Origin of the sequence: Duncaniella sp. C9, from assembly GCF_004803935.1 — a bacterium.
GTDB lineage: Bacteria > Bacteroidota > Bacteroidia > Bacteroidales > Muribaculaceae > Duncaniella > Duncaniella muris.
This window is the reverse complement of sequence record NZ_CP039547.1, coordinates 2,260,739-2,278,997: the sequence shown is the minus strand read 5'-3', so window position 1 is coordinate 2,278,997 and position 18,259 is coordinate 2,260,739. Positions and strand designations below refer to the sequence as shown.

Here is an 18,259-nt window from a genome sequence, read left to right as displayed (position 1 = left end):
CAATACAATATGAAAAGTTTACGCAATTTGTACATAAAATATATCATAGGCGGAGCTAAACTCGGTGCCGACACAGCCAACAAGGCACAGTTCTTCGAGCAAAAGTCCGAAATGCTCAGATATTTTACCCTTCACTCAACCGAATCAGGAATAAGTGATCAAAGGCTGTGTGAGCATGAAGTAATCGTGACACTCACAACTTTCGGTCGCCGCTTATATGATGTCTACCTTACGATTGAATCAATTATGCAGGGAAGCTTATGCCCCAACCGCATAATTCTTTGGATTGCCGAGGATATGCGGGGCAAAGTTCTCCCAGTGACATTGCAAAAACAAATGGCTCGTGGCCTTGAAATTGAATATACCACTGACATACGTTCTTACAAAAAACTGGTCCCGACACTTGTAAAATATCCAGATGCCGTCTGCGTCACCATTGACGATGATATTATCTATAACTTCGACTTGCTGGAAAATCTCATCAAGGCCTATAATGAAGACCCCTGTTGCATTCATGCCTGCAGAGTGCACCACATCAAAGTTGACAACAACGGCTATCCGGTACACTACAACGACTGGGACTGGGGCGCGGGTTCCGAAGAAGCTACTAAATATAACTTTGCCACCGGAGCAGGTGGAATCCTTTATCCGCCTCACAGCCTTAGTCCGGACGTGACTGACTCAGAAGCATTCACACGGCTCTCCCCAATGGCTGATGATGTATGGTTCTACGCAATGGCGTTGCTGAACGGATATAGGGTAAAGAAATGTTTTACCAGAAACAGTTCGGGCGAAGACTACATCCAGAACGATAGCGTACAGGCAGTATCGCTTAATTCCACCAATGTAGCCCAGAGCAAGAACGATGAGCAGATTAAAGCTGTATTTCAGGCCTACGGCATATACGATATTCTCAAATCAGATCTTAAATAATGACAGCGGTATATATACTGATAAGCAACGGTGACGACTTATTTTATGAACAGTTGTTGGTCTCGCTTTACTCGCTGAGAATGCACAATCCAGAGCTGAATGTGGTAGTCTTGGTCGATGAAAAAACGGAGCGGACACTACACGGCAAACGTTCAAAAGTTCGGGAACTGGCAAATGAAATAAAAATTGTGGAAGTACCTGAAGAATACAATTCCAAAGAACGGTCACGGTATATAAAAACCACTTTCCGTAACTACCTCTCAGGCAACCTGCTTTTTATCGACACAGATACCGTCATCACAGACAATCTCAGAGATGTTGAAAATACCAACGCTGACATGGCATGTGTGCTAGACTATCATGCAACTTTGGACCAACAGTTAGATGGGGACAAAATCAGACAGAATGTACAGTCAATATTCAATGAGAATATATCGGATGAAAATATTTATTTCAATTCTGGAGTGATATGGTTCAAGGATACTCCTGCAGTCAGGAGTTTGTTTGACCAGTGGAATCACTATTGGAAAATAGCTGCCTTTGAAGCAGGAAAATGTTTTGACCAGCCCGCACTGATGATAGCCAACAGAAAGTGCGGTCACATAATCGGCGAGCTTGACGGAACATATAACTGCCAAATTCTAACCAGTGTACGATATCTTCACAAAGCCAAAATTATACATTTTTTCAACAACGTATGGCAGGGCAAAGAGCAACTGTCTCCTTTCTTAGGACATGAGCTATATGAGGAGATTAAACGGACAGGAGAAATATCACCTGAAACAAAAGAGTTGATTGCGAACTGCAAATCATCTTTTTATGCTCCGACTTATTTTATTTGTAAAGAGCAAGTTGAATTTATGAATGACATTGTTGGAGCAACCTGTTTTTCGTCATACCTCCAGAAAAATCTCTCCTATCGCGCCATCAGATTGTTCTGCCAACTCAGATATAATATTGCCAAAATTTTATCGAGAAAATAATGAGACACGCTTATTGCATCATAGCGCACTCTAATCCTCAACAACTGTGGCATCTCATTGATTTACTGGATGATGAGCGCAATGATATCTACATCCACGTCGATCAAAAGGTTGATATTCAAGCATTTACCCCCCCCTGCCGCAAATATCTAAGTAAGATAGAGTTTATCAGTAAAAGGGTAAAAGTATATTGGGGACATTATTCGCAAATCGTATGCGAGCTCAATCTGCTTGAATCGGTTCTTACTTCTGGAATGGAATACAGCTACATTCATCTTATATCGGGTGTCGACATGCCTCTCAAAACCCAAGATGAAATTCATGACTTTTGCGACAAGCATATGGGCAACGAGTTCATACAGTTCGACAACTCAGACTTCAATCTCCGCGATCTGAAAGAGAAAACTGAATACCCCTATTATTGGGGGCGACATCTGCGACTTGACGGATTATATTCGAAGACAGTAGGTCGCATCATGTTCCATATTTCCCGAATGATAGTCAAAGGACTTAGACTTAGATCACACTATGATATTGAGCTACACAAAGGCCCCCAGTGGTTCAGCATCACGAAAGGGCTGGCACATTGGCTTGTAAATAACAGAAAAGATATCCTGAAAACGTTCAAGCATGTCTGGTGTCCTGATGAAATGATGGTGCAGACTTTCACTTTGATCTCGCCTTTCGCCAACAACATCTCGTCACGAGGAAATCTTAGGAAAATAGACTGGGAACGTGGCGCGCCATATACTTGGCAAGACGGCGATTTTGACGAACTAATAAATTCGGATGCAATGTTTGCCCGAAAATTTGCAATGCAGCAAACCCTTGAATTAATAAACAAACTGACAAAATATCTCAGACAATGCCATTAATCAGCTTTGTCATTCCGGTTTATAATGTGGCGCCATATGTGCGCGAATGTTTGGAGTCCGTTATCAGGCAAGAATTTAAGGACTATGAGGTGTGTGTCGTCGATGACGGAAGCACAGACGGAAGTAGTGCCATATGCGATGAATATGCCGCGGCTTACCCCGGACTGTTCAAGCTCAGACATCAACCCAATCAGGGCGTGTCGGTAGCTCGTAACAATGCCTTGGATATGGCTACGGGTCAATATATCTGGTTCGTTGATGCCGACGATTACATCCTTCCAGGCTCGCTTTGCTATATTTCCGAAATCCTCCGGCAGTCAGGATGCGACACCTTATTCTTCGGCGACGAATCTTTTGCCGCAGATACAGCATCAGAATATAAGATAATCAATGACCGCAATGATTTTCTGTATCGGTGCACATGTTTCTGCAACCCGTTGATGATCTTCAGCCGTGAGATTATTGCTCGAAATGACATTCAGTTTCCAGTAGGTATCCGCATGGGTGAGGATCTTGAATTTCAATACAATTACCTGATTCATTCCCGCAAACTTGCAACGACCCCATTCGGTTTCTATCATATCCGTGAGCGTGAGGGATCAGCAAGCCGCAGCGCTTCGTCTGCAGCAGCCAACTATGCCGGAGCCAAACACTTGCTTGACATTATGGTTAGAACTCTCACTCCTGCGATAGTCAGAGACAATTTGTGGCTTGAGCAACGTTTGTCCGAACGCCTCAAAGCCCTGCTACAATCCGCTTTAAAAGCAAAAGTAACAACTGTCAATGAACTCACGATCTCGTTTAGACACTACCTTAAAGAATTAAGGCAACTTGGATTCAACAATATCGGCAACGGTTCCCTTGGAATTGCAAGAATAAACGTAAAGTTCTATTATACAATCTATCGAATAATCTACAACATACGAAGCAAATGAGAGAAAAGACATATGTGGTCAACATGGTAAAAGATGTTGGCAAGAAGACGGCAATGGAAGCCCAACTGGCCTCTCACCCAGAATTGGACTGGCAGTTTTGGATAGCCGTAGAAGGTCGCAAACTCACACCCGAACAGCAGTCCGAGATGATACTGCCGGCGTTCAAAGAGCGCTACGGAAAAAGTGCCACACTACCGGCAGCCGGCTGTTCGCTTAGCCATATAAGCATCTATCGTGACATGGTAGCCAACGACATTAGCCATGCCTTGATTCTCGAAGATGACGCACGCCTGCAGTCAGACTTGCATTTAGACGAAATCAAGACCTTGCTCGAAACAGACCGCCCAGTGGCAGTTCTGCTAACCCCAGATTTCTGGTACACCACTACTCCTATATCAAAGATTGACAACAAGCATAGAATCTTTCCAGTATATGATGGCTATATGACCTCTGGCTATATGATAAACAAAGCTGCTGCCAGGCTACTGATCAAACACATTTATCCGGTTCAATACACCGCCGATGCCTGGGAAATATTCATATCTTTTGGACTCCACTTATTTGGAGTGGTTCCACACATGATCAGTTATCCTGAAGGTCTTGGAGAAATTGGTCTTTCTCAAAAAAATAACGACGAGCCTATTATTCTCAAGATAAGGCATTTTTGTGGTCGACAAAAAGCAAAATTGTATTCTTCTATACTCTATTTGAGAGGATATCGTCATTCTGCCCGTATGTGGTAGGAATTATAATCTCACATATTATCTATGCGTGGCCGACAATACCTTTATCATTTTGATGTGATGAAAGGCATTGCTATAATACTTGTTGTAATGGGACATGTAATGCTTTTTTCATTTGACATTAACCCCTCAGAACCATCAAAGTTTATATATTTCAATATGCCACTGTTCTTCTATATCTCAGGTTACTTGGCATATAAGAATTTTTATACTTTGCACGAACTTGGGAAACGTATTCTGCAGCGCGGTATTGTTCTGCTCTTTCCCTACCTCATATTTCTTTGTCTTTACGAGATATTCTCAAAGGGCACTGACTGGAATCTGTCAATAATCTACTGCGGAGGACAGCGCTACTGGTTCTTATACGACCTGTTTATCATCTCGACGTTCTTTCTTGTTTATGAATACTTGATAAAACGAGTCCGCAGCAACTTCGCATACGTTACTCTCTGGATATTGCCCTACTTTTTCCTGATAGCGGCTAAAACAGGAGCCGCGAAAATAGGGGGGCTGACAGTCAAGCTGTTATCGCCGGTTTTGTCAACTATTACCGTTATTTTCTAATAGGCTATCTTTGCAAAAAATACGTACGCTTCAACGATCTGCTTTTTGACAATAAACTCATAGGAGCTTTCGCTTTTTTCGCCTACATCCTTAACTGGTATTTTTTTGAATTCCATAACATAGCCCTGATATTTCTGGGAACTTTGGGAGGCATCATTGTCGTTCAGTCGTTTGTAAAAAACTACATACCTGCAGAAGGCGCTGTCGGCAAACTACTGATTTACATAGGCAAATGTAGTTTGGGCATATATGTTATTCACTATTTCTTTATCCCTGATATATCAGGAGTGATCGGCAACTTTCTCGACTGTGGAAATCCGTTCATATGGCAACTGACATTTGCGATGATTATAGCTGTGCCCATAGTCGCCGCAAGCATATTTGTATACAAACTGATGGAGATGAATAAGTGGCTCTACTTCATCTTCTTCGGCAAAAAAATTGATAAATAGCTGATGTCAAATAAGCGTTATTATATCTGCGTCACTCCCTTTTTCCCCACTCCGGGGAACTGGAGAGGAGCATATGTATTCGATCAAGTCAAAGCCATTGAGCGTCAATCGGATTATCGAGTACTGGTGTTTGTGCCTTGTGGCTTTTTTGAAAAGCCATCTTCATTCAAAATTGACGGTTTAACAGTCCACCGCATCCCATGCTTACAGATGCCAAGTTATTTTTTCAACGGCATGTCAGGCGGTCTGAATGGACAGAGCCTGATACGTCGGCTCAAAGCCATCCATATCGATCCCGATGATATTGCGGTATGCCACTGTCACACTGCCGGCTTCGCTTGTTTTGCAACCGCGATAAAGCATCTTAATCCACATGTCAAAACAGTGTTGCAATATCATGACCTCGACCCTTTTCAGATTCGTTGCGGCAAATTTGCGACATGGCGTCCCAACGTGACCTATCGCGTTAAAAAGTTTACCAGTCAGTTCAAAAACATAGATCTGCACCTATGTATCAGTGAGCACACACGATATAATCTTCTGAATTTTCCCACTCCCCACCCAGATGAATGTTATGCTCCGTATCTGACCGCCCTCCACTCGGCAAAACATCTGATGGTACCGCGAAATATCAATACCTATGTGCTTTACAACGGAGTAGACACCACGGTCTTTCGCAAACTCCCCACACAGACCGATCATTCAGTTTTCAAAATCGGATGTATTGCCAATTTCAATGATCTTAAAGACCACATCACTTTAATAAAGGCCGTTGAACAAGTGGTGAAACACCAATCCGATATACCTCTTCTGGTGTCTTTTGTAGGTAGTGGGCCTACACTTGTCTCCTGTAGCGAATACATTTCCAAACATCAGCTCAACCGATATTTCGAATTTGTCTGCGAAATGCCACATGAGTCGTTACCCGAATATTTCAATACTTTGGATCTGTTCGTTCTTCCGAGCTATTTTGAGGGTTTCGGCTGTGTATATACCGAAGCCGCCGCATGCGGAGTTCCCTTTATCGGATGCATCAATCAGGGTTACTCAGAATATGTTCCCGAAGCCGATCGCGGCAAATGGCTGATTAAGCCACATGATTACAAAACCTTGGCGACGTTGATTAGCCGGCAAATAAAAGAACCGATCACTCAACCATTAAAATACACATACGACATTGATAAACTGATAACTCAGTATTTGAACTATCTAAAAAATTTAAATTTAGAAAGTCGGATATGATGAACTTTATTATCTGATTTATATTCATGATATTTCCAATAACGAACTGGGCTGTTCCCATATATGAGTACCTAAAAGGCATCAATAAAATAGTCTTATTGTTTATTTGCGCCGAACTTACTAAAATAGTTGGTTTTTTGCCACCCATTTCAAGTACTATTATTTACGGCATAATCATAATATATGCCATCCATTGTCTTTTGCATACAAAAAATTATGAATCAATCTATTTAGGACTGTTATCGTACATTCCATTGCAAATATTGATAACATCTCCTAATGTAATGTTCAGCCCTTGGCAAAGATACCTTTTATTTGCCATAATTATTATCACGTGCAGCGGAATGTGCCAAAGTGAAATATTAAGATCCGAAAGAGGTAGAATTTTTGAAATTATCTGCTTTTCCTGCGCTATTATCGGAGTCGGGTCCTTTTTTGCACGTTTTCTGGGCATAAACTATATGCAGGTAAACGGTATTACAGATTTATCAAGAGCTGGAATATTCGGAGGATTAGCTTCCCATTCTATGTTGTTGGGACCAACTGCAGGGGTCGGCTCATTATATATTGTCAATAAAGCCTTAGAAAATAAAAGTGTTTTTTTGTTTGCTTGCTCAATACTCTGTTTGGCAAGCGTTTTATTTGCATCTTCTCGTTCTGCTTTTCTATCCACAATCGCGGCCGGATTTGTATATCTCCATTTTAAGACTGCTAATTTAGGAACATTTTTCAAGTATTTCGTGGCCATTTTCATTTTATTGGCATGCAGTATACCTCTTTGGCAAGGCGCCATGAAGGGACTAATTGAAAAACAGAATGGGAATGTGGTTGCTGGAAGCACGTTCGCATCAAGGGAAGATAAATGGGATCAACGATTCGAAGAATTTAAAAGCAATCCTATTTGTGGTTATGGCTTTGTGTCTGTCGATCCAACAAACAAAGATAACTCTATCGGAGCAGGAGGACAATCAGTTGAACCAGGCTCCTCTTGGTTAAGCGTTTTGTCTATGACTGGAATAATCGGTCTTATTTTTATTGGTAGTATCTATGTGGAAGCACTCCTCGCTGTAGCAAAAAATTCGCGTAACCCGTTTTTATTTGGTGTTATAACGCTACTAACTGTAAATATGTTCACCGAAGGTTATATCTTTTTTGGAGGAAGTTTTCTTTCCTTTTTATTTTGGATAACCATAGGAGTTTGTAGAGATCAAAAATATCTACCAATTGAAAATCTCACAAATGCCCCCAATGATAATTATTAAGTATGAAAAATAGAATTTTATGGATTGATAACGCCAGAGGGATTTCCTTATTATGTGTAATAGCACATCATACTGGAATTGCCGAAATATGGTTAACAAAGGCTTATTTACCAGTTTTTTTAACTGTTTTTTTCTTTATAAGCGGTTTCTTATTCAACACACCGAATAAATACCATCACATTTCGCAAAAGGCATTGAATATATTTACATCTTTAATCATACCTTATTGCATATATTGTTGCCTAACATCTATTTTTAATTTTTTTATTGGAGAATATGAAGGATTTGCTACAGACATCAAGATATCTTTACTCGGTATTAAATCATGGTTTATATCCGCTCTTGTCATCATAGAACTATTGGGTTTATGCATTTTATGGGCATCCAAAAGGTATGGTAGAGTCATAAATTTTGCATGTCCATTTTTATTCATGTTCATATATTTTGTTTTACCTGATTTAGACCATTATATCTGGAATTTAAAAAATGCGATGTTTGCTGGAGTATACTTTACGATCGGAATGATTTGTCGCGATTATAATATTACCTCACATTTTTTACGCAACAAAGTTGGACTATCACTGATGATGATATACATCTGTTTTGTGTCTGCAGACATTCATTGGAATCTAAACTCTGGCAATTTCAATGAGTCGTTTACAAATTATCCATTTTTCATAATAGAATCCTTTTTGGGTGTGCCTGCATTTATATGGTTATGTTCAAAATTTAGGCGATATAACAAATTAATCCTCTTCATCGGTTCTAACTCTCTCTTATATTATTATCTGCAATCGGTAACGATACGCAACATATGGTCCTTCATAAATCATCTCAATATCGATTTGCCTCAATTTGTGGAATTCGTGGTTATTATGTTATATACAAGTCTATTGATTTCAATCCCAGTAATTTTGATTAATCGATATTTCCCGATATTCTCAGGTAAATATCGAATTAATATCAAGGATTTAAGTATTAATCACCTCGCAAAATAACGACAATCTTCACAAGGATGATAATGAAACTTGTAATTTATTCAATAATACTCAACAACCATCAGGCCTGTGTTGCTGATGAACTGTGGGAGTTGACCAACCATAGTTATTGCTTTGTTGAACTTGTCAAACCCAATGACAGCAACAAAAAGGGGGGTACAAAAAACTACAGAAATCGCCCCTATCTATTGTGTGCTTGGGAATCAGACGAAAGCTATTGTAAGGCGATGAAACTGGCTATGACAGCCGAATGCTGCATTTTCTCCGGCCTGCCTGCGCTACCGTTTGAAAAAGCCCGTTTGAAAAAAGGACTACTATCATTCGACATGAGCGAACGATGGCTGAAAAAAGGATGGATAAACCTATTTTCTCCAACGATTTTACATATGTTCCTAACCTACCATTTTGGTGGATGGAAGCACAAACCTCTTTATAAACTTTGTTGCAGCGCATTTGCCGCAGAAGATCAGTTCAAGCTGTTTACATTCAGGGATAAATGCTATAAGTGGGGGTATTTTACCAGTGTAAATAACTTTGATGATGAAGTTATTCAGGAGTCTATTTCATCAGGATCTTCCATAAAGCTTATGTGGTGTGCGAGGTTTCTCACTTGGAAACATCCCGAACTTCCTGTGTTGATGGCGCATCGTCTCAAGCAAAAAGGTCTAAATTTCATACTTGACATGTACGGCGAGGGTAAGCTCAAGAACAGTTCCATTAAGTTGGTAAAAAAACTCGGAGTCGATGACGTAGTGCGATTCATCGACAACAAACCCAACGATGAACTGATTGCTGATATGCGTAAGCATAACATCTTCATTTTTACTTCCGATCGTAATGAGGGATGGGGAGCTGTAGCCAACGAAAGTATGGCAGCAGGTTGCGTCCTTGTGGCAAGTGACGACATAGGAAGTACCCCATACCTTATTGATGCAGGGAAGACAGGATTCTCATTCCGTAGCCCTGTATCCTCGTCAGGATTTGATAATCCCGACATCAACGCTCTCGACGATCTATGTCAAAAAGTGGAATGGCTTTTCAAGAATCCAGATCAAAGGCGCAAAATGGCTTACTACTCAATCTCAAAAATGAGATTGGAATATAGCCCACGTATCGTTGCCGCACGATTGTTGCAACTGATTGAAAATCTAAGATCGGGAAAGGATTCTCCCTACGAAGATGGCCCCTGTTCCAAAGCTTAAATTAATAAAACCAAATATGAAAATACTACATACAATAGAAGGTCTCGGTGCCAAGTTCGGTGGCATAGCGACATGTACCTATGATCTTCTGAACGCAATGCAGAATCCAATAGATTCCGTTAGAATCCTTTCTCCGGATCTCCGGGACAAAAATGATACAAATCTTGGCACTGACGCCAAATGGGCTATGACCTATTCTAATGACGGAATCGGACCGTTCAACTACTCGCCAAATCTCAAAAAAATCCTATATTCCACAGAATATGACATTTATCATGCAAACGGGATGTGGCAATACATTGTACATGAAACGTGCAAATGTGCGCGTTCTAAACTCAAACCTTACGTCCTTACACCTCATGGAATGCTTTACCCAGAAACCATGCGCCGAAGTTATTGGAAGAAATGGCCGTTGCTAAAACTGTGGTTCAATAATGATATTTTAAGGGCTACTTGTATACACGCCACATGTGAGACAGAAATGATTCATCTGAGAGAGTTGGGGTATCGTGGATCAATTGCATTGATTGGCAATCCTGTCCCTGTGAACGCAGAAATCACTAAAATATTCGAAGATCGTGCTAATAATAACTCTTTAATGCAAAATGCACAAACAAGGAAACTTGGATTCCTGGGACGATTACATCCAAGAAAGAATTGTGAAGCACTTCTTAAAGCAGTGGCACTTCGTCCTGATGCAAATATCTCAGTAAGCATCTTAGGTTCAGGAGATAAGAATTATGCACGCTATCTTGTTGATATGTCTCAATACCTTGGAATTACTAATAAAGTGGAGTTTTGCGGATTCGTCTCTGGCCGAACTAAGTATGATAAACTTGCAGAATTGTCAGCTTTATTTGTACCTAGCGACATGGAGAACTTCGGCATGATTGTCCCTGAAGCACTTCTTGTTGGTACTCCTGTCATGGCAAGCCAAGGCACTCCTTGGAAATCGCTTAATGAACACCACTGTGGCTGGTGGACTGAAAACTCATCAGAATCTATTGCTTCTGTGATAGACAAAATATGCGCCACCTCACCTCAAGAACTATTCGAAATGGGTCGCCGCGGCCGAGAGATGGTACTCGAAAATTTCGAGGCAAACAAGGTAGCTAAAAAGATGCTCAATATGTATAAATGGCTTCTTTTGGGTGGTGTCAAACCTGATTTTATCTATGAAAACTAATCTCAGCCAATATGATAATTCCTGGTATAATCCAGGGGGCTCTTCTATCAAACGTATTAGCTGGTATTTTATCAACGTCATCTTTCTAAAAAACCATCTTAATCCGCTTTCAAGATTCAAGGTGAAACTATTGCGACTTTTCGGGGCTAAGATTGGGAAAGGCGTTGTTATTAAACCAGGCATCAACATCAAATATCCTTGGCTACTTGAAATAGGCGATTACTCATGGATTGGCGAAGACGTATGGATTGACAATTTAGCACCAGTAACAATTGGTCATAATTGCTGTATAAGTCAAGGTGCGATGTTGCTATGTGGAAATCATAATTATAAATTACCAACATTTGATTTAATAGTCAAGCCAATAAACATCGCGGACGGAGCTTGGGTAGGAGCTAAATCCACTGTATGCCCTGGTGTAAATGTAGGAGAGAATACACTTTTATCAGTCGGCTCGATAGCCACAAAAGATCTTGAACCTAATAAAATTTATCAAGGCATTCCGGCTGTAATCAAAGGTGAGCGAATATGATTCCCAATGTTATTAAATAACATATCACACACAATATTTAACCTCAATGAAAATCTCCATCATCACCGCCACATACAACAGCGGTGCGACACTGCGCGACACAATGGAGTCAGTGTTGCGACAGACTTACACACAGATCGAGCACATCATAGTCGACGGCGCCTCCACAGACAACACAATGGACATCGTCCGTGAGCTTGAGCCTCTCTACCAAGGCCGTCTGCGCTACGTCAGCGAACCCGACCGCGGCATCTACGACGCCATGAACAAAGGCATCGCAATGGCCACCGGCGACATCATCGGCATCCTCAACTCCGATGACTTCTTCACCGCCGACTCGATCGTGGCCACCCTTGCCGCCGAACTCGCCGATCAGGAAATCGATGCCGTCTATGCCGACGTCCACTACGTCGACGACTCCGATCTCAGCCGCAGTGTCCGCTACTACTCCTCCCGCACCTTCCGCCCCTGGATGATGAAACTCGGCTTCCAGCCCGCCCATCCCACCTTCTACTGCCGCAAGAGCGTCTACGACCGCCACGGCAGCTTCGACATCAACTTCCGCGTCGCCGCCGACTTTGAACACCTCCTTCGTCTGATCTACATCCAGCGCATCCCCACCCGCTACATCCCGCTTGACTGCGTGGCCATGCGCACCGGCGGCGCCTCCACCTCCGGTCTCAAAAGCCACCTGCGCATCCTCTCAGACCACCTCAAGGCCTACCGCAAAAACGGCGTCAACTCTAACCTCTTCCTCGACGCTTCCCGCTACGTCTACAAGGCAAGCGAAGTCCTCAACTCAAAAGTCAACAATATTCGGAACCGCAATAACCGCATCCTGACAGAGTGATGACCTCTCTACCGCCTGAAATCGCGAATAGAATTTAGTTCCTCTCCTTTTATACCGCATTTCTGTCACATCCATCATAACCTAGCTTGGTAATTTCGAATCCGCCGAAATCCCAGTGGCACTCAAGAATGATTGTTGTGCAGAATAATGTTCATCAATTCAGTCGAACCGGAGACAGGCAAAAAGATGCTTGACATCTTCAATAATCTTTCATGGCTGTAACAACAGTCGCATTGGAAAAAATTAAATCAAAATAGTAACTAAATACAATATATTATGTGTGGAATTGTAGGATATATCGGCCATCGTGAGTCCTATCCGATCCTTATTAACGGTCTTCACCGTCTGGAATACCGAGGTTATGATAGTGCCGGAGTCGCACTGATCGATTCTAGGAGCAATCTCAACATCTATAAGTCAAAAGGCAAAGTCAACGATCTTGAAAGCGTCTGTTCATCGAGAAACATAAGCGGATCGGTCGGAATTGCCCACACCCGCTGGGCTACCCACGGAGAGCCGAACGACACAAACGCACATCCTCATGTCGGTAACGCCGGCAATATTGCAATGGTCCATAACGGCACCATTGAGAATTATGCCGTCCTCAAAGAATTTCTTATCAACAACGGATACACATTTCAGAGCGAAACCGATACCGAAGTCCTTGTATGCCTGATCGAACATATCCACACGTCAAATAACTGTTCGCTCTATGAAGCTACCCGCCAGGCTCTCCAGCGAGTGATCGGTGCATTCGCCATTGCAGTTATAGACCGTAGGAATCCCGACACTGTTATCTGCGCCCGTCGAAGCTCTCCGCTTGCAATTGGCTTAGGTGACGATGAATTCTTTATGGCCTCTGATGCGTCACCAATCATAGAATACACCAATCGCATCATATATCTTGACGATGATCAGATTGCAATTATCCGCCGTGGAACTGCCATTGAAGTCTTCAACCTCGATAATGAGGCAGTCAGCCCATCTGTTCAGCAGATAGATCTCGACATAGCACAACTTGAGAAAGGAGGCTATCCACATTTCATGCTTAAGGAAATAATGGAACAGCCGGCTACAATCCGAGACTGTATACGAGGCCGCATCTATGACAACGGCACCAAGATATTCCTCAACGGAGTCAACCACTTCAAAGAAAAATTTCTCAACGTCAATCGCATCGTAATCGTTGCCTGCGGGACATCATGGCACGCCTATCTAATCGGCAAACGCATGTTCCAGGAACTGGCCCATATACCAGTTACAGTAGAATATGCCAGTGAATTCCGTTACGGCACATCTCTTCTCACTCCCAATGATATCGTGATCGCTGTTTCTCAATCAGGCGAGACAGCTGACACTCTCGCTGCCATCAAGATGGCCCATGAAAGTGGTGCTTTCGTCTATGGTATCTGCAATGTTATAGGATCCTCAATCTCCCGTGAAGCCGACACCGGTACCTATATCCACGTTGGCCCGGAAATAGGAGTCGCATCGACCAAAGCCTTCACAGGCCAAGTGACCGTCCTTGCAATGCTCGCCGTAGCCGTCGGAAATCTCAGAGGAACAATCAGTGATGCTGAAGTCAGCCAGATAGCGACAGCAATCAGCAACCTGCCAGAACTGATAGGCAAAACACTCAATCTCAACGAAAAGATTGAAGACTTGTCCAAAATATACACTTACGTACACAACTTTCTTTACCTTGGACGTGGCTACAATTATCCAACAGCACTTGAAGGTGCATTGAAACTCAAAGAAATCAGTTACATACATGCCGAAGGTTATCCGGCTGCAGAAATGAAGCACGGACCGATAGCCCTGATCGATGAAATGATGCCCACAGTAGTCATCGCTCCTCAAGATGATCTCCATGATAAAATCATATCCAATATCCAACAGGTAAAAGCTCGTGGAGGCAAAGTTATTGCCGTCATTAATGAAAATGACCGTGAAATCTCGCAAATAGCCGATGATATTCTTGAAATACCATCTGTCCCGGACTGCATATCTCCAATAATATCCTCGATTCCTCTCCAACTGCTTGCCTACCACATTGCCATCCGCAAAGGATGCAACGTCGACATGCCACGCAACCTTGCCAAATCCGTGACCGTAGAATAATTCCACTGTCAGATACAGCCAAAAACATAACTCATCCTAACTTGATTCCGTTCCATCCGGAGGAATCTATTAAGCCTCGGTTTGCCAACTCAACGCAAACGAGGCTTTTTTATTACTGCCCAGTAAAACTCAGATAACTCAACAAATTATGGCTCGAACGCTGATTTTACGGTGTTCGAGCCATACTTTATTGCACTATTTGAGTTTTATCGGACAGCAATAGTTTAGAATATGTTTTGGCCAACACAAACTAAACTAAAAGGACTGACTCCTGCAATAGGTGCCAGTCCTAATTTTGTTTTGCCTCAAAAAGTTTTATCGTACAGCAATAATACTTTTTATTATTTGATTAGTACGCTGCAAAGTTACAGCGACGTAATAGCCTGTGATAGTAAAAAGCGGACATCCGTGTTAGGTTAAAAGACCTAATGATGATTATCCTCAGCTTTATAACTATTCTGCAATTTGTTACTGAATGATTCCATGAGAGCTATCCGCAATCCATTCAAAAAAGATTCACGGATATATATTGAGGATGTCGGGCAGTTGTCAGCGCATAACCGGCACTGAATACAATTTTTCTCGTCAGTCGGTAAAACCGTATCTCTTCGTGCGAATATGTGCATCGGACAAACCTTGATACATTTCTCGCAGTTTATACAGGTCGAGGTATTGAGAAACACAACCTTGCCACCTGCTACTGTATCTGAACCTTTGCGGCGTATCGGTATGCCATCTGAATATCCTGCAACAGGATTTTTATGGGCAAGAGCCAAAGGATGCAACTTCCATCGAAGTTTTTCCGCAAATAGTCTTGCCTTGAACCTATCCCGTTCATTCGGTCTGGATTTATTGTAGCCGTCCATAATAACCCACGGCCCGGTGCGGTCAAATCCCCGGCAGGAAAATTCGCCGGTTATAATTCCGTCTTTTCCCTCGATAACTTTCTTGAGGGGCTTATGATATGCCCCCAGGAAGGGTCGGCAACGTGTGGAGAATATGAACACATTTTTCCCTTTAAGATTTTGGAGTGAAACAAATCTTTGAAGTCGTATATCGTGAGCGGCAAAGTTTATCGCGGAGCCAAAGCCGATAAGGTCATAATCCGACAGGTCGATTGACGGATTGCTGTCGATAGATATCAATTCGGCAGATAGGGCATCCTTCATGCTTTCCGCAATCTTCAGCGTATTTCCTTTGTATGAGGAACGATAGAATATTATTGTCTTCATTTCGCGACTGATATTTTTGTTTCAGGTGTTCCGGGGCCACCGTTTACGCCTTTATACCCCACAAACATCAGAGAACTCGTGTCAAAGTAATAATCACAGCTCCAGAAAGCAGACATAAAGCCGGTAAGACTGACTTCGATTCTTACGGCATTCTTTCCGTCTAATCTCTCAGTTCCTTTCTTTGCTGCCGACATGGTATATAGTTTCATGTTGTCGGGGCGGAAACACTCATATTCCACAGATTCTACGTTTTTCAGGGTCAGCCCTGCATTATAGGCGATGTTCTGATACCACGGCTTGCCTTTACTTTTCACCGTCTTTGAAATCCGTTTCCCGTTGAACTTGCCGGATATGGAGTATATCCCATTATTCAGACTGATTGACAGATTGGTGTTTGAAGAAGTATTTACTATCTTCCAACTCTCGGTTTTATAACCGCTTCCTAAGATATACTCATGCTTCTCACCACCTTGAACCGTGTACAGGTATATCTTTCCATTCTTGCGTTCTTCCGTCCATTTGATGGATGTTTTGGTCTTGCCGCAGATGGAAATATAATTTCTTTCCTGCGCCATAGCAAATGCTGCAAGAAATAATGTAAGTATTATTGTTATAATATGTTTCATAGATTATTGTTGTCAAAGATAAAATCCACATATTTGGAAATCATAGCTTCCATTCTTTCCCATGCTTCCGGGTTACTGAAATCTATACCGTTGATTTTGTGATATTGCCTTGTGAAAAGAACGATGTAGTTGATTGCGGATATGATTATTGCAATCGACATATTGTTGTCACTGTCTCTATCCAAAAACTTATTCAGTTCCTCCTGCAGTTTATATCCGATACGTTCCCGTTCTTCAATGATTCCCTTGAAAGAGGAATGACCTGACAGTTCCCATACCAGAAGTTCTTGCATGAGTACATTATCTTTTAGATAGTTAAGTTGACACATAAACACATCCTTAACAATCTGCTTTATGTTACCGTCTTTAGCTCGTTTAATGGTGTCAATAAACTCCGAATAGGCAAACGAATAATAGTCATGACGCTTTGCCCATTCCACGAGCAAACCATCCAATCCGCCGAAATAGCGATAAATCAAAACCTTATCGCATCCGGCTTGATTAGCTATGCGATTAACTCCGATTTTGGTAAAACCGTCGTTCTCTACGATATGGCTCACGGCTTCAAGAAGCCTTTTTTCTGTTTCTTTCAATTCCATCTTATATAACGTCACTAAGTGGTGACAAAATTATAAAAATAATCGGTGACAACCAAATACAAGGCTGTATAAACGCTATTTTTCAGAATGTAAAATAGTCAGAAACAGGAGAGTATCGAGCAATATACTCTTTCGGTGTGTAGCCGGAGAATAGCTTGAGTTCTTTAATCATGTGGGATTGGTCGGTGTACCCACATTCGTATGACAGCTGCGCAAAACCTATTCCCTGATTATGCTGCATGACAGATAAGGTACGTTGCAACCTGACTATACGCATGAAATCTTTGGGTGTCGTTCCTATGTTTTCCGAGAAAATCCGGGAGAATTGCTTTTCGCTCAGGCACGCAATATTCGAAGGTGCCCTGATATTTGTTTGAGTGGAATTGTTGATATGACGTACCACTTCCGCCAGTCGTGGCAGATGATAAGGTGTCCCATACATCAGGCTCTTGTAGAAATAATTCTCTATCAGTTTAATGCAGATGTCGTGATTTTCACTGTCTTCAACTCTGTGTGCCAAATCACGCAAGGCTGGATTTTCAATGTCCGCAACCGCTACATTCATGTCACGTAGTAAAGTGACTGGCATATGAAAGAATATTTTTGCCGCATGAGGTTGGAATACCACCACTATCATTTCGATGTCACCGGTTGAAGTCACATCTGAATAACCGCTTTCCTGACCGCAAATAAAACTATGCGGTTGCAATTCATCACGGTTCGTGACTTTGAGCCTTTCGCCTCGATGGAACACAAGTGATATACAGCCTGTCGGCAAAGTGCGTTGCGACACTATGCCTGAGGTACTATCCTACAATATCCAATAATACCGTATAAACGGTTTCAGGGCAGGCGTTGGCTGTATGATTCTGAATGTCTGCATCCCGCAAAATTACAACATGATTATTTTCGATGATAGTAAAA

General features: G+C 42.1%; 18 protein-coding genes and 1 pseudogene. 15 read left to right on the top strand and 4 right to left on the bottom strand.

The window, feature by feature from the left end; genetic code table 11:
• The first annotated feature begins 9 nt into the window (after nucleotides 1-9).
• The 15 genes from E7745_RS09595 to glmS all read left to right on the top strand — a co-directional run bounded on the left by E7745_RS09595 (nucleotide 10) and on the right by glmS (nucleotide 14,878).
• The gene (locus E7745_RS09595) at nucleotides 10-933 is read left to right on the top strand and encodes a hypothetical protein (protein ID WP_136408730.1); all 924 of its coding nucleotides are present in this window, start codon (nucleotides 10-12) and stop codon (nucleotides 931-933) included.
• Nucleotides 933-1,916 carry a glycosyltransferase gene (locus E7745_RS09590; protein WP_136408729.1) on the top strand — a complete coding sequence of 328 codons (984 nt, stop codon included), beginning with the start codon at nucleotides 933-935 and terminating at the stop codon, nucleotides 1,914-1,916. The genes E7745_RS09595 and E7745_RS09590 overlap by 1 nt, the downstream gene beginning before the upstream one ends.
• On the top strand, nucleotides 1,916-2,791 hold the full coding sequence (locus E7745_RS09585; RefSeq protein ID WP_136408728.1) for a beta-1,6-N-acetylglucosaminyltransferase: 876 nt from the start codon (nucleotides 1,916-1,918) through the stop codon (nucleotides 2,789-2,791). The genes E7745_RS09590 and E7745_RS09585 overlap by 1 nt, the downstream gene beginning before the upstream one ends.
• Nucleotides 2,782-3,726 carry a glycosyltransferase family 2 protein gene (locus E7745_RS09580; protein WP_107033331.1) on the top strand — a complete coding sequence of 315 codons (945 nt, stop codon included), beginning with the start codon at nucleotides 2,782-2,784 and terminating at the stop codon, nucleotides 3,724-3,726. Before E7745_RS09585 ends, E7745_RS09580 begins: the two co-directional genes overlap by 10 nt.
• Nucleotides 3,723-4,469 (top strand): glycosyltransferase family 25 protein, encoded by a 747-nt coding sequence (locus E7745_RS09575; protein WP_124076155.1) that lies wholly within the window; start codon nucleotides 3,723-3,725, stop codon nucleotides 4,467-4,469. The genes E7745_RS09580 and E7745_RS09575 overlap by 4 nt, the downstream gene beginning before the upstream one ends.
• A 60-nt stretch (nucleotides 4,470-4,529) precedes the next feature.
• On the top strand, nucleotides 4,530-5,033 hold the full coding sequence (locus tag E7745_RS09570) for an acyltransferase family protein (protein WP_240740403.1): 504 nt from the start codon (nucleotides 4,530-4,532) through the stop codon (nucleotides 5,031-5,033).
• On the top strand, nucleotides 4,997-5,485 hold the full coding sequence (locus tag E7745_RS15265; protein ID WP_370291907.1) for an acyltransferase family protein: 489 nt from the start codon (nucleotides 4,997-4,999) through the stop codon (nucleotides 5,483-5,485). The genes E7745_RS09570 and E7745_RS15265 overlap by 37 nt, the downstream gene beginning before the upstream one ends.
• 3 nt (nucleotides 5,486-5,488) lie before the next feature.
• On the top strand, nucleotides 5,489-6,727 hold the full coding sequence (locus tag E7745_RS09565; protein WP_124076151.1) for a glycosyltransferase family 4 protein: 1,239 nt from the start codon (nucleotides 5,489-5,491) through the stop codon (nucleotides 6,725-6,727).
• Between the two features lie 461 nt (nucleotides 6,728-7,188).
• Nucleotides 7,189-7,989, top strand: coding sequence for an O-antigen ligase (locus tag E7745_RS14860; protein ID WP_160631876.1), 801 nt, complete (start codon nucleotides 7,189-7,191; stop codon nucleotides 7,987-7,989).
• 2 nt (nucleotides 7,990-7,991) lie between these two features.
• Nucleotides 7,992-8,987, top strand: coding sequence for an acyltransferase family protein (locus E7745_RS15260; RefSeq protein WP_107033325.1), 996 nt, complete (start codon nucleotides 7,992-7,994; stop codon nucleotides 8,985-8,987).
• Nucleotides 8,988-9,010: 23 nt separating this feature from the next.
• The gene (locus E7745_RS09550) at nucleotides 9,011-10,189 is read left to right on the top strand and encodes a glycosyltransferase (RefSeq protein WP_124076148.1); all 1,179 of its coding nucleotides are present in this window, start codon (nucleotides 9,011-9,013) and stop codon (nucleotides 10,187-10,189) included.
• 16 nt (nucleotides 10,190-10,205) lie between these two features.
• Nucleotides 10,206-11,375, top strand: coding sequence for a glycosyltransferase (locus E7745_RS09545; protein WP_107033339.1), 1,170 nt, complete (start codon nucleotides 10,206-10,208; stop codon nucleotides 11,373-11,375).
• On the top strand, nucleotides 11,365-11,907 hold the full coding sequence (locus E7745_RS09540; protein ID WP_107033324.1) for a putative colanic acid biosynthesis acetyltransferase: 543 nt from the start codon (nucleotides 11,365-11,367) through the stop codon (nucleotides 11,905-11,907). The genes E7745_RS09545 and E7745_RS09540 overlap by 11 nt, the downstream gene beginning before the upstream one ends.
• A 46-nt stretch (nucleotides 11,908-11,953) precedes the next feature.
• Entirely contained in the window at nucleotides 11,954-12,757 is an 804-nt protein-coding gene (locus tag E7745_RS09535; RefSeq protein WP_136408726.1) for a glycosyltransferase family 2 protein, read from the top strand.
• Between the two features lie 276 nt (nucleotides 12,758-13,033).
• Nucleotides 13,034-14,878 carry a glutamine--fructose-6-phosphate transaminase (isomerizing) gene (gene glmS, locus E7745_RS09530; protein ID WP_136408725.1) on the top strand — a complete coding sequence of 615 codons (1,845 nt, stop codon included), beginning with the start codon at nucleotides 13,034-13,036 and terminating at the stop codon, nucleotides 14,876-14,878.
• Between the two features lie 425 nt (nucleotides 14,879-15,303).
• Here glmS and E7745_RS09525 read toward each other — a convergent pair whose 3' ends face one another.
• The 4 genes and pseudogenes from E7745_RS09525 to E7745_RS09510 form a co-directional block, all read right to left on the bottom strand.
• Nucleotides 15,304-16,110, bottom strand: coding sequence for a 4Fe-4S dicluster domain-containing protein (locus E7745_RS09525; RefSeq protein WP_136408724.1), 807 nt, complete (start codon nucleotides 16,108-16,110; stop codon nucleotides 15,304-15,306).
• A complete protein-coding gene (locus tag E7745_RS09520; protein ID WP_136408723.1) occupies nucleotides 16,107-16,736 on the bottom strand; it encodes a hypothetical protein in 630 nt (209 codons plus the stop codon). Before E7745_RS09520 ends, E7745_RS09525 begins: the two co-directional genes overlap by 4 nt.
• Entirely contained in the window at nucleotides 16,733-17,335 is a 603-nt protein-coding gene (locus tag E7745_RS09515) for a TetR/AcrR family transcriptional regulator (RefSeq protein ID WP_107033042.1), read from the bottom strand. Before E7745_RS09515 ends, E7745_RS09520 begins: the two co-directional genes overlap by 4 nt.
• A gap of 82 nt (nucleotides 17,336-17,417) precedes the next feature.
• A pseudogene (locus E7745_RS09510) lies at nucleotides 17,418-18,218 on the bottom strand (DUF6597 domain-containing transcriptional factor).
• Nucleotides 18,219-18,259 lie beyond the last annotated feature (41 nt).